We start from the raw sequence: 12,807 nt of genomic DNA, 5'->3' as shown, positions 1-12,807 counted from the left end.
CCCGCCATGCCCAGAACCAAGCCCGTGAACAGCCTCCAGCTCGCGATCGCCCTCTCCCTCCTCGCCACCCCGCTTCTGTCCGCCTGCGGCGGCGACTCCGCCGCCTCCGACGAGAAGGCCGTCACCGTCTACAGCGCCGACGGCCTCAAGGGTGAGAACGGCGACGGCTGGTACGACCGGATCTTCAAGGACTTCGAGAAGCAGACCGGTATCAAGGTCGAGTACGTCGAGGGCGGCTCCGGCGAGATGGTGCAGCGTGCCGCCCGCGAGAAGAGCAACCCGCAGGCCGACCTGCTCGTCACGCTCCCGCCGTTCATCCAGCAGGCCGACGGCAAGGGCCTGCTCCAGAAGTACGCCCCGAAGGGCTCCGACCAGGTCAGCGGCGCCGACAAGGCAGCCGACGGCACCTGGACGTCCGTGGTGAACAACTACTTCGGGTTCATCTACAACAAGCGGGAGCTGAAGCAGGCGCCCACGACGTGGGAGGAGCTGCTGGACGACTCGTACCGGAACAGGCTGCAGTACTCCACCCCGGGCGTCGCCGGCGACGGAACCGCCGTCCTCATCAAGGCGATGCACGACTTCGGCGGCGAGCAGCCGGCCATGGACTACCTCGGCAGGCTCCAGTCCAACAACGTCGGCCCCTCCGCCTCCACCGGCAAGCTCGCCCCCAAGGTCGACAAGGGCGAACTGCTCGTCGCCAACGGCGATGTCCAGATGAACTACGCCCAGTCCAAGACCATGCCGAACCTCGGCATCTGGTTCCCCGCCCGCGAAGGCGGCAGGCCCACCACCTTCGCCCTGCCCTACGCAGCCGGCCTCGTCACCGGCGCCCCGCACAGCGAGAACGGCAGGAAGCTCCTCGACTTCATGCTGAGCCAGGGCGCCCAGCAGCAGGTCAGCGAGATCGGCGGCGGCTTCAGCTCCCGACAGGACGTCAAGGCCACCGACGCCAACGCCATCGCCCTCACGAAGACCATGGAGGGCGTCGAGGTCTTCGAGCCCGACTGGGACGACATCGACGAGAACCTGACGTCGTACGTCGACGCCTGGAAGTCGGCCACCGGCAGCTGACACCCCGCGACCGGCAGCCGGCACCCGCGGGAGCCGCGGGACTTCTCCCTCTCTTCCCTCGAGCAACTCCCCCGCTTCTCCCATGAGCAACGCCCCTGGGCAGCACAACCGGGGGCGCCTGCCATGCCCGCGCCCACCTGTCCCAGGAGGATCACGTGACGTCACACCCGTCCCGCCGCACCGTCCTCACCACCACCGCGGCGACCGCCGCCACCATGGCACTGGGCGCCTCCACCGCCCCCGGCGCCCATGCCGTCCCCACCCTCCCTAACGGCACCAGCAAGGACAAGGTGCTGGTCATCGGCATGGACGGGCTCCGCCACGACCGCATCGACGCGGCGAACGCCCCGCACCTGAAGGCCATGATGCGCGAGGGCACATACGGCACCTCGCTGCTGTACGCGAGCCCGATGGCCGCCACCTCCTCGGGCCCCGGCTGGTCCACGATCTCCACCGGGGTCTGGCCCGACAAACACGGCGTCAGGGACAACACCTTCGCCGGCAAGAGGTACGACCGGTATCCCGGCTTCCTCGCCCGTCTCGCCCAGCTCCGGCCCGCGCTGGCCACCTACGCCGCCGTCGACTGGAAGCCGCTGGACACCGAGGGCACCGTCACCCCGGGCGCCGACGCGAAGCTCGTCCTCGACGGTGACGCCGACGGCTACACCAGGCACGACGCCACCATCGCCGCCGACGCCGAGACGATCATCCGCGACCAGAACCCGGACGTCCTGTTCGTCTACTTCGGCCAGTCCGACATCGTCGGCCACAGCTCCGGTGCCGGGAGCCAGGCCTACCTCGACCAGATCGCCGTCCAGGACGACTACCTCGGCCGGCTGCGCGCCGCGATCAGGGCCCGGCCGAGCTATGCCACGGAGCGCTGGACGGTCATCGTCGCCACCGACCACGGCCACCTCGACGCGGGCGGCCACGGCGGTTCGGCGATCGAGGAACGGCGCACCTTCGTCCTGGCCACCGGTCCCGGGATCGCCGCGGGCGCGCGTCCCCTCGACACCCGCCTCGTCGACGTCGTCCCCACGGTCCTCAAGCAGCTCGGCATCCCCGTCGACCCCGCCTGGGGACTGGACGGCAAGCCGATCCAGGAGCGGTCCGCCGACCCCTTCGACGCGCTCACCCTGTCCGCCCGCACGGACGAGACGGGCATCCCGTCGACCGTCCTCGGCCACACCCACACCCCGCCCAGCGGCTGGTCCGTCATCAACGACGCCATGGGCAGCGGCGGGATGACCGAATGGCGCGGCTGGGCCTTCGCCACCGACGAGTTCTGGTCCCGCACCCAACGCGACCAGTGGCGTGAGCTCAACGTCCGCGCGCGGGGCGTCTTCGCGGTCGCCGACTCCGACGAGTGGGCGGACAGGTCCTTCTCCGGTACGTACGACTCGACGCTGGTCACGCCCGCGTACGACGTCACGGGGAAGGCGAAGGTCCGGCTGGACTTCACGACCCTCTACCGGCAGGAGGGCTCCCAGAGTGCCCAGGTCCTCGCGTCCTTCAACGGCGGCACCCCCTCGGTCGTCAGGAGCTACACCTCCGACGTCGTCTCGCAGCCGCAGTCGCTGACCGTCGACGTCCCCTCCGGGGCCACCACCGTTCACTTCCGGTTCCGCTACACCGGGTCCAACAACTGGTACTGGGTGATCGACGGGGTCGGAATCAGCCTCTCCTGACTACCCTGGGGGCGTCGGCACGGCGTGGTTCCGGCGCCCTCCCGCTCATCCCGTACGCAGGCCAGGAGAGACCCAGCACCATGGCAGACCGCAAGCCCATCGAGTCATGGCTCACCGACATGGACGGTGTGCTCATCCACGAGGGCATTCCCATCCCCGGCGCCGATGCCTTCATCAAGAAGCTGCGCGATTCCGGCAAGCCCTTCCTCGTCCTCACCAACAACTCGATCTACACCCCGCGCGACCTGCACGCCCGGCTGAACCGCATGGGCCTGGAGGTGCCGATCGAGAACATCTGGACGTCGGCGCTGGCCACCGCGCAGTTCCTGGGCGACCAGCGCCCGGGCGGCTCGGCGTACGTCATCGGCGAGGCGGGCCTGACCACCGCGCTGCACGACATCGGCTACATCCTCACCGACCACGACCCGGACTACGTCGTCCTCGGCGAGACCCGCACCTACTCCTTCGAGGCCATGACCAAGGCGGTCCGCCTCATCAACGACGGCGCCCGCTTCATCTGCACCAACCCCGACGAGACCGGCCCCTCCGCCGAGGGCCCGCTGCCCGCGACCGGCGCCGTCGCCGCGCTGATCACCAAGGCGACCGGCAAGCAGCCGTACTTCGCGGGCAAGCCGAACCCGCTGATGATGCGGACCGGCCTGAACGCGATCGGCGCCCACTCCGAGACCAGCGCGATGATCGGCGACCGTATGGACACCGACGTGCTGGCCGGCATGGAGGCCGGCATGCAGACGTTCCTGGTGCTCACCGGCCTGACCCGTCCCGAGCAGGTGGAGAACTTCCCGTACCGGCCGTCCAAGGTCGTGGACTCGATCGCGGACCTCGTCGACCGGATCTGACCGGTTTCGAAACCTCATATGCCCGAAAAACGACCCATACGGAGCATTACGGACCAGTTTGAGGTGCAGGTCCGGTGCTCCGGAGGGAATCTCCAGATATCTGGAGGTTCACGATGGGATCACTGCGAGTCACTCTCTGTGCGATCGCCGCTCTGGGGGCGGTGGCCGTCACCCCGGCGGCATACGCGGCGGACGGGGGTGTCTCGGTCAGTCCGTCGTCCCCGCACCCCGGCAGCGACATCGCGCTGCGGGTGAGCGGGTGTCCGGGGAAGACCGCGACGGCCGTCTCCGCGGCGTTCGTCGCCGACGCCCGCCTCACGGTCGCCGACGACGGCACGCTCGCCGGCGAGAGCCGCGTCCGCTCCACGCTGACGGCGGGGACGTACGAGGTGCGGGTCGCCTGCGGGGACACGGCCGCCGAGGGCGCCGTCACCGTCGTACGGAAGGGGCCGGAACGGTCCGGGCGGCACGGGTCGCAGCCGTCGGCGCCGGCCTCTCCCGTGGCCCCGGTCCGGGCGGGCGGCGGCGGCACCGCACAACTCGCCGTCGTGGACGCCCGCGCGGCCGGCCCCGGCACCGCGCACACCGTGACCGGCCTGGTCCTCGCGGGCGTCGCGGCCACGGCCGTGGCGCTCAGGAGCGCACGCCGGAGCCGGCAGCAGCGCGAGGCGTTCAGCCGGGAGGCGGGTGGGCAGCGGTGAAGGACGCTCGATCGCGAGACGGGTCGCGCTGACCATGTCCGGCCAAGAACGCACCTCCCACGGCGGCCGCCTCCTCATGGGCGTGACCTGGGCACTGCTGCTGGTCGGGCTGTGGCTGTGGGGGCGGGAGATCACCGACGTACGGCAGGCCGTGTCCGCGCCGGTGTCCGGCGACGTCGCCGCGGTCGGCCGGCCCCAGCAGGTGCGGCTGCCGATCGCCGCACCACCGATGGGGGACGCGCTGCCACAGCGCCTCGACATCCCGGGGCTCGGCGTGCGGGCACCGGTCGTCGCCCGGGGGCTCGACGCGCGGGGCGCCGTCGATCCGCCGCCCTACGACCGGGCCGACGCCGTCGGCTGGTACGCGGCCGGGGTGAAACCGGGGGCCGCCGGGGCAGCGCTGATGGTGGGGCACCTCGACACCGAGACCCGGCCGGCCGTCTTCCACCGGATCGGCGCACTGCGGCCGGGCGCCACGGTCCGGGTGCTCCGCGACGACGGCAGGGTCGCCGAGTTCACCGTGGAGAACGTACGCGTCGTGGCCCGCGACCGCTTCGACGCCCACCAGGCGTACGGCGCCCGCCACTTCGGCCGGTCCGAACTCCGCCTCATCACCTGCGGCGGCACCTTCGACCGCACGACGCGCAGCTACACGGCGAACGTGATCGTGTCGGCGTACCTCACGGGCACGGGGCTGTGACGTGGTCGCCATGTGACCTGGTGACGTGACACGCGGTGGGGACTGCGCGAGCTCACCTGGCCCGGTCGACGACTCGCTCCCCCGAAGTCGCCGACCGGGCTGGTCCTCAACCGCGCGCGCACGGGCTGCGGGAGTAACCCGGCGACCGGCGCGGGAGGTCTGGTGTGACCAGTGGGGATGGTCCGACCGGGGGCTGGGGTCGTCCGGAAACGACTCTAGAACGGATGGCCGCCGGGGCCTAGAGGGCCAGGTGGCAGGGGGGCGCACCCACCGCGCGACGGCGTGTTACGCGCGTCCCCCGTCGTCCCCGCCCCTCGCCCCCCGGCGCAGCTCGGCGTCGTCCGCGACCCGGTCGATGACCGCCTGCGCGACCCGGTCCAGGGGCAGTTGGTGGCGGCGCGCGTACTGGCGCAGCGCCACGAAGGCGTGGTCGGCCGGGGTGTTCCAGCGCTCGGCGAGCATGCCCTTGGCCTGCTCGATGCGCACCCTGCTGGACAGCGCCTGCTGCAACTGACCGGCGAGGGTGCGGCATTGGACGTACGCCGTGTGGTTCTGCAGTCCGAGGGCGGCGCAGTCGGCGATGAGCTGGGCCAGGCGCAGTTCGGTGCCGTCGTCGGAAGCGGCGTCGTCGGGCGAGGCGGTCTCGGGGGGCAGCGTGGCCACGAAGACGTTGAGCGCGCCGAGCAGCCGCTCGTGGCGGCGCAGTGGGACCGCGAAGGTGCCGGCGATGTCGTGGGCCAGCGCCCGCTCCGTGAACTCCGGCCAGCGCGCGGCGGCCCGGGCCGCCCCGATCGAGACCGGCGGCACCGGCCGGCCGGAGCTGTAGCTGTCCAGGCACGGTCCCCCGCCCCGCTGGGCCCGCAGCAGATCGAGCGCGACCTCCCGATGCGTGCCGCTCGCCGTCAGCGACACCGTCCCGTCCTCGTCGATCAGCATGAACCCGGCCGCCCGCGCGGCCAGTAACCGCACACAGTGATCCGCGACGCGAGGTAAGTAGTGCACGGCTTCGAACCCGTCGACGAGGGTGTCCGCCGTCTCCACCAACGCCTCCGCCAGCCGTATGTCCCGGGTGGACCGGTGCATGACCGCACGCCCCTTCCCCTGTGTCCCCTGTCGACCGAGCTTTACGGACGCGCAAACCCATTCTGCTCATCGGAGCGGTAAGGGCGGCTGTAACAGGTCCCCGACAAGGCTCGGCGACCTCGTGTGCCCCACGGCGGGTATGTCAGGATTGAGCCTTGGAACAGTGCACCCAAGGGGGAGTTGGATGTACCTGAAGAGGGGGGCCCGGAGGGGGGCTCGCGCTCGGACGTCCGCGGTGGTGCTTGGGGCGGCACTGCTGGTCGCGGGTTGTTCGTCCGACGGGGGCGGCGAAGAGCCGGAGGACGGCGCAGGTGCCGGGATCAGTCAGCAGCCCAAGGACACCGACCCGTTCTGGGTGAACCCGGACGGGAACGCGGCGCAGCAGGTCGTGGCCTACCAGAAGGCCGGCCAGAAGGAGGACGCCGAGCAGATCCGCAAGATAGCTCAGCAGCCGACGGGCGAGTGGATCAGCCCCGAGAGCCCGGAGGAACAGGCACGCGGCTTCACCGAGGCCGCCGACAAGGCGGGCCGCACGGCGCTGCTCGTCCTCTACAACATCCCGCACCGCGACTGCGGCCAGTTCTCCGAGGGCGGCGCCGCGGACGGCAACGCGTACCGGGCGTTCGTCGACGGCGTCGCCAAGGGCATCGGCGACCGTGCGGCGACGGTCATCCTGGAGCCGGACGCGGTGCTGCACATGGTGGACAACTGCACGGCCCCGGAGTACCACGAGGAGCGCTACGACCTCCTCAAGGGCGCCGTCAGCAAGCTCAAGTCCCTGAAGAACACCAAGGTCTACCTGGACGCCGGCAACGCCGGCTGGGGTCACCCCGACCAGATCTTCGAGCCCCTGAAGCGCGCCGGCATCGACCAGGCCGACGGCTTCTCGGTCAACGTCTCCAACTTCTACACGACCCAGGACTCGATCGCCTACGGCAAGGAGCTCTCCGCCAAGGTGGGCAACAAGCCGTTCGTGATCGACACCAGCCGCAACGGCAACGGCCCCTACACCGAGGGCAACCCGGACGAGCGCTGGTGCAACCCGCCCGGCCGCGCGCTGGGCGAGACCCCGACGACGAAGACGCCGGACCCGCTGGTCGACGCGTATGTTTGGGTCAAGCGCCCCGGTGAGTCGGACGGCGAGTGCAAGGGCGGTCCGAAGGCGGGGGAGTGGTGGGCGGAGTACGCCCTGAACCTGGCGAAGGCCAGCAAGTAGCTCTTGCGCGCATCGGGGGTGCCCTTCATGACGAAGGGCACCCCCGATCGCATGTCCGCCGGACAGGCCCTACGGGACCTTGACCCACTGCGCCTTGCTCGGCGTCCCCTGATCGTCCGTCACGAACAGCATGTACCACCCCGACGGAACCAGATTCCGGTTCGTCGGCACCGTCACCGTGATCTTGTCGCCGGACTTCTTGAAGTCCAGCGCCACCGACCGCTGATCCACATCCGTGACGTGCGTCGACGCACTCGGCCGGATCAGCCGTACGTTCTCGATGGACGAGGCGTGCTGCGAGGTGAACGTGCCCGTCCCGCCGCGCTTGATGGTCTGCGGGCCGCCCGACAGCGTCGGCTGCGCGTCCCCGTAGAGATACGGCGGCGTGTAGATCTCGATCCGCTGCTCGAACTTGCCCGGCTTGGTGTTGGCCTTGTCGCTGAACAGCGAGTCGGAGCCGAAGAACATCACCCGGCCGTCGGGCAGCAGGATCGACCCGGAGTGGTAGTTGCGGCCCACCAGCGGGTCGGCGACCCGGTCGAGCTCCTTCGAGTCCGGGTGGTAGAGGTGCGCCTGCAGGATGTTGGAGTCGCCGCGCCCCCGGTAGTCCTCGGAACCGCCCGACACCAGCACGGAATCGTCCGGCAGCACCGACGCCTGCGGATACCGCGTGCCCTTCTCCAGCGACGGCCCGTCCACGAACCTCGGGTCGTCCGCCTTCAGGTCGATGATCCGCGTCTTCTCGCTGGACTCCTTGGACTCGCCGACGCCGCCACCACCGATCACCATGTACTTCTCGTCCTGCGCCGGCGGCAGCAGCACCGTGCCCGAGGTCTCCATCAGCTTGGGATCGCTCAGCCCGGGCAGCTTGGTGAACTTGTCGGTGTCGACGTCCCAGATGCCCGGGTCGCGCCCCACGTCGTCAGGGCCGTAGCCCGCGTTGGAACCCGAGTAGAAGATCTTGCCGTTCTGCATCGGGAACAGCGCCGGGTACGTCGGGAACTGCCGCTCCTTCGCCGTGTAGGTCCACGTCTTGGTCTTCGGGTCGTACACCTCGTTCTTGCCCGGCACCAGCTGGCCGATGTCGTCGAGGCCGGAGACGCTGAGGATCCTGCCGTCGCTCAGGGTGGTGAGCGTCGGGTACCAGCGGGCCTCCTTCATCGGGTCGACCTTGATGTACTTCTCGGCGACCGGATCGAACTCGTAGGCGTCCCGGATGCCCTGGAAGTCCTTCTTGTCGAGGGCGAGCTTCTGCGCGATGCCGTACGTGTTGCGCGCGTCGGCACCCGTCAGGCCCTGGACGCGGTAGTTGTCCTGGGTGCCGGTCTCGTACTTGGCGCCTTCCTTCTGCGCCTCGACGTACACCCGGTAGATACCGGGGGTGTTGCCCAGGAACTTGCCGGTCTCCGGGTCGAACTTCTTCTTGGCGCGCGGCACCAGCGCCGAGTCCTTCGACACGAAGGTCTTGCCGTTCTCCTTGCCCGTGAACTTGGTGCCCGCGGGCAGGGTGATCGGCTTGTCCGGGTTCTCGTTGTGGATGATCATCAGGCCGCCGGCCTTCTTCACATCACCCTTGAGCTTCTCGTACCGCTTCGTGCCGCCCGCGATCAGCAGATTGCCGCTGGCCAGCTGGGTGTGGCCGGTGCAGAACAGGTCGTTCGGCGTCGGCACCTTCTTGATCGTGCCCTTGACCGGGTCCCAGATCCGCGTGTCGTACTTCTTCGCGTCGAAGTTGTCCTGATTGTTTCCCGAGCCCGCGATCAACAGCACCTTGCCGGTGTGCAGGAGCGCCGCGTGGATGGTGTTCTGGCGGTACTCCTCGGGGAATTCGACGATCTCCCACTTGCCGTTCTCGGCTTTGTACTCGGGTCTGTTGATTTGGTACTGGTGGTATTTCTCGGTGCCGACGCGATAGAGCCACGGCCCGTTCATTCCGGCCAGCGCGAGTACCACCGCCGTACCTATCGCGAGTCGACGGGCGCGGCGGCGGCCTGCACGGTCGTTCATTCCTTACGTCCCCCAAGTCCACCAAGGGCGATCTGCATGGTCTGGTCGTTGCCTCCGGTGCCACCGCCATCGCCACCGCCACCGCCGCTGTTCGACGCGGCGGCCCAACTCGGCTTGTGCTGCGGCGCGTGCCGGGCGTGCGGCGCGTGCGCGTGCGGCGTGGGCGCCTGCTGCGTGGGCAGCGGCTGCGGTTCCGGCTGGTGCGACGTCGGCTGGTACGACGTCGGCTGGTACGACGCCGGTTGCGCAGGCACCGTCGCGGCCGACCTCTTCTTGTCCTGCCGCAGCATGTAGCGCCAGGCGAAGATCGGCGTCGCGGTGATCAGCATGGCGAAGGTCGCCCAGATGATCATCGCGGGGTGCGAGTGACCGTACACGAACCCGGCGGCGATCGACGCACCGAAGATCACGATGAAGTACCAGTGGTACCGGAAGGTCCCGAACCACCTGTCGGGGCTGGCCGAATCGCCCTTGGGCGTCACCACGAACTTGCTCTTCTTGCGCAGCACCGAGTCGATCAGCGCCTTCGCGTACAGCGGCGCCGACAGCGCGGACATCACCATGCCGGCCACACCACCGGAGCCCTCCGGCTCGTGCGGCGAGACGTTGTGGCGGCGGTTCCAGACGTAGAGGCCGATCTGGAGCGCGGAGGCGTTGCCGTACAGCATCAGCCAGATCGTGGGGTCGATGTTCACACCCGAGGCGCCCAGGCCCAGGAACAGCGCACAACTCAGCGCGGCCAGGATCCAGTTGAGGGCGGACATCGGATAGAAGATGATCATCATCGTGTAGTTGAAGAGCTTGCTCGGCGGCAGCGAGTACCAGCCCTTCCAGTACTGCTTGAGGATCGTCTCGTACGTCCCTCGCGACCAGCGCATCTGCTGGGTGAAGAAGTCCGTCCAGGCGCTCGGCCCCTCACCGACGGCGAGCACGTCCGGCGTGTACACGGACCGCCACTTCTTGCCCGTGGCCGGGTTCTTGTGGCGGTGGATCTCGAAGCCGGTCGCCATGTCCTCGGTGATCGAGTCGTACAGACCGCCGATCTGCTTGAGCGCCTTGATGCGTACGGCGTTCGACGTACCCACGAACATCGGCGCGCCGTAGCGGTTGCCCGCGCGCTGGATGAGGGCGTGGAAGAGGAACTGCTGGGACTCGGCGGCCTTGGTGACGAAGTTGTCGTAGTTGCCGTACACCTGCGGGCCGATGACGAAGCCGACGTTCGGGTCGCGGAAGAAGCCGAGCATCCGCTCCAGGTAGTTCGGCAGCGGCACGTGGTCGGTGTCGACCGAGGCGAAGAAGTCGTAGTCGTCGCCGTGGGCGTCGAGCCAGGCGTTGTAGTTGCCGTGCTTGGTCTTGGCGCGGTGCGGGCCCTTGGCCTGGTTCCACTTGGCGACGCCCTTGCGGGAGAAGTGGTGCACGCCGAGCCGCGCGCACACCTCCTTGACCTCGGGGTCGTCGCCCTCGTCGAGCAGCCATACGTGCAGAAGGCCCCGGTGGCGCAGCTTGACGGCCGCCTCCAGGGTCTTCGTCACCATCTCCAGCGGCTCCTTGCCGGGCACGAAGGAGGTGAGGAAGGCCACTCTCGTGCCCGTCTCCGGCACCACCGGGATCGGGTCGCGGGCGACCAGCGTGGCGTGCGCGTTGGACACCACGTTCATGCAGCGGAAGAACTCGATCAGACCGATCGAGACGAGCATCACCATGTCGAGCGCCGGCAGGAAGTCATAGGCGGGATAGTCCCGTTCGGTCCAGTGCTCGGGCTGCAGCAGCCAGAACAGCAGGACCAGGGAGAGCACCGGGGCGGCGGCCAGCATCAGTGCGACCCTGATGCGGTGCGGCTCCTGGGAGATCAGCGAGCGGTACTCGACCCGGTACGGCTTGTTCGGGTCGGGCTGGGTGAGGGGGCCGGCCAGCCGGCTGTAGTGCTCGTAGTCGTACTTCGGCAGCGTCTTCTTTATCCGGCGGAAGGCCCCGGTCCGGGTCAGCGAAGGCACCCTCAACTGGGCGGTCTGAGACGGGTCGAAGTTCTGCCGGGCGCCCGTCGGCGTCGACGTCATGAGTCATCCCCCCACACGCGGTTCAACCGCGTGTCTGTCGGTTCCTTTACGGCCGCTCCGGTCCCCCTCGACCTTCACGGCCGTATCAGTGGTGGGCCGCAGTCACCACATCTTCTCCACCTTAGACATGGAACAGCGACCTTCCGGTTGCATCATGCCCCCCTCGGCATGCGGCCATGAACAGGGCCCCCTACTCCCCGTCGAAAACCGGCAACCGGCTCCTTGCCCCCCAACTGCCGCGAATCCGCAGCATCTTGAAAAACCAATCACCAGGGTCTCCGTCGTTCCACATGATCGCAAGATGCGAAACGAGGTGTTTACCGGTCATACGCGCTCATTGTGGCACCTGTGGGGGTGTTGTGTACCCGTTGTGGACACGCGGGCGCGGATGTTGCCGAAGTGCTCGCTTATGGCCTCCTCCGCCCGTACCGCGTCGCCCGACCGCACCGCGTCCACGATCTCCCGGTGCTGCCGGCAGGTGACCAGTGGATCCTGTGGCGCGCCGCCGAGATCGGTGTGGACGCGGTGGAAGGCGTCCCAGAACGCCTCCATCACCTCGCCCAGCAGCGCGTTGTCCAGCCCCCGGTAGAGGGTGGCGTGAAACGCCCGGTCGGTCTCGGCGATCCCGTCGCCGCCTCGCGCGGCCTGCTCTTCCATACGGCCGACGAGCGCGTCGAGTTCAACGAGGTCGGCGTCCGGTATTCGCCCCGCGAGCCGCGACACCAGCCCGGTCTCCACGGCCTCCCGCAGCTGCAGCAGTTGGAGCAGGGTGTCCTCGCCCCGGTGGTGCCCGGCGACCGTGCGGAAGGCGAGGCCCTCGACCATCGGCGCGAGCGACATCGTGCCGACGTAGGTCCCGAACCCGTGCCGTATCTCGACGATGCCCATCGCCTGCAGCCCCTTGAGCGCCTCGCGCACGGAGTTCCGGCTGGCACCGAGGTGCGCCATCAGCTCCGGCTCCGTCGGCAGCGGGGCCCCCGAGGCCAGCCGCCGGTCGATGATGAGCTTCTTGATCCGCTCCTGCAGGTCACGAGCTGCCATGGCCAGAGAGTATCCGGCCAAACACGCCGGAAGCCCCTCGCTTGCACGAGGGGCTTCCGGTCCGACGGGGGTGTGGGTGGCGGAGCCCCCGCAACGCGCGGCGCAGCCGCGCAGACCCCCAGCCGCCGCTGTGGCGCCGGGGAAGCCATCCCAAAATGCGAAGGCCCCCCGCGCTTGCGAGAGGCCTTCACTGTCGGTGCGCCGCCAGGGACTCGAACCCCGGACCCGCTGATGCTGCATCTTCCGGGGGGTGACCCCCGGACCCCCAGCCGCCGCTGTGGCGTCGGGGAAGCCATCCCAAAATGCGAAGGCCCCCCGCGCTTGCGAGAGGCCTTCACTGTCGGTGCGCCGCCAGGGACTCGAACCCCGGACCCGCTGAT

The 12,807-nt window shown here is 69.2% G+C and carries 10 protein-coding genes; 6 read left to right on the top strand and 4 right to left on the bottom strand.

Features of this window, described 5'->3' with window-relative positions; all coding sequences use genetic code 11:
- Positions 1–6: 6 nt before the first annotated feature.
- The 5 genes from ACIBAG_RS21670 (at position 7) to ACIBAG_RS21650 (ending at position 5,023) form a co-directional block, all read left to right on the top strand.
- On the top strand, positions 7–1,074 hold the full coding sequence (locus ACIBAG_RS21670) for a 2-aminoethylphosphonate ABC transporter substrate-binding protein (RefSeq protein WP_399107138.1): 1,068 nt from the start codon (positions 7–9) through the stop codon (positions 1,072–1,074).
- 215 nt (positions 1,075–1,289) lie between these two features.
- Complete coding sequence (locus tag ACIBAG_RS21665) at positions 1,290–2,762, top strand: alkaline phosphatase family protein (protein WP_399107363.1); 1,473 nt, start codon at positions 1,290–1,292, stop codon at positions 2,760–2,762.
- Between the two features lie 80 nt (positions 2,763–2,842).
- Positions 2,843–3,622 (top strand): HAD-IIA family hydrolase, encoded by a 780-nt coding sequence (locus tag ACIBAG_RS21660; RefSeq protein WP_399107137.1) that lies wholly within the window; start codon positions 2,843–2,845, stop codon positions 3,620–3,622.
- 113 nt (positions 3,623–3,735) lie between these two features.
- On the top strand, positions 3,736–4,323 hold the full coding sequence (locus tag ACIBAG_RS21655; protein WP_399107136.1) for a hypothetical protein: 588 nt from the start codon (positions 3,736–3,738) through the stop codon (positions 4,321–4,323).
- 34 nt (positions 4,324–4,357) lie between these two features.
- A complete protein-coding gene (locus tag ACIBAG_RS21650; protein WP_399107135.1) occupies positions 4,358–5,023 on the top strand; it encodes a class F sortase in 666 nt (221 codons plus the stop codon).
- A gap of 285 nt (positions 5,024–5,308) precedes the next feature.
- Here the strand turns inward: ACIBAG_RS21650 and ACIBAG_RS21645 are convergent, their stop codons facing one another.
- On the bottom strand, positions 5,309–6,106 hold the full coding sequence (locus ACIBAG_RS21645) for a GAF and ANTAR domain-containing protein (protein WP_399107134.1): 798 nt from the start codon (positions 6,104–6,106) through the stop codon (positions 5,309–5,311).
- Between the two features lie 184 nt (positions 6,107–6,290).
- Here ACIBAG_RS21645 and ACIBAG_RS21640 point away from each other — a divergent pair, with 184 nt between their 5' ends.
- Positions 6,291–7,322: a glycoside hydrolase family 6 protein gene (locus ACIBAG_RS21640; protein ID WP_399107133.1), complete on the top strand. Its 1,032-nt coding sequence runs from the start codon at positions 6,291–6,293 to the stop codon at positions 7,320–7,322.
- A gap of 69 nt (positions 7,323–7,391) precedes the next feature.
- On the opposite strand, the gene ACIBAG_RS21635 is transcribed toward ACIBAG_RS21640, so the two are convergent.
- The 3 genes from ACIBAG_RS21635 to ACIBAG_RS21625 all read right to left on the bottom strand — a co-directional run bounded on the left by ACIBAG_RS21635 (position 7,392) and on the right by ACIBAG_RS21625 (position 12,427).
- Complete coding sequence (locus ACIBAG_RS21635; protein ID WP_399107132.1) at positions 7,392–9,329, bottom strand: galactose oxidase-like domain-containing protein; 1,938 nt, start codon at positions 9,327–9,329, stop codon at positions 7,392–7,394.
- Positions 9,326–11,386, bottom strand: coding sequence for a glycosyltransferase family 2 protein (locus ACIBAG_RS21630; RefSeq protein ID WP_399107131.1), 2,061 nt, complete (start codon positions 11,384–11,386; stop codon positions 9,326–9,328). Before ACIBAG_RS21630 ends, ACIBAG_RS21635 begins: the two co-directional genes overlap by 4 nt.
- A 324-nt stretch (positions 11,387–11,710) precedes the next feature.
- On the bottom strand, positions 11,711–12,427 hold the full coding sequence (locus ACIBAG_RS21625) for a FadR/GntR family transcriptional regulator (protein ID WP_399107130.1): 717 nt from the start codon (positions 12,425–12,427) through the stop codon (positions 11,711–11,713).
- Positions 12,428–12,807 lie beyond the last annotated feature (380 nt).

The organism is Streptomyces sp. NPDC051243 (genome assembly GCF_044455405.1).
Taxonomy (GTDB): domain Bacteria; phylum Actinomycetota; class Actinomycetes; order Streptomycetales; family Streptomycetaceae; genus Streptomyces.
This window is presented reverse-complemented; position numbering and strand designations above follow the sequence as displayed.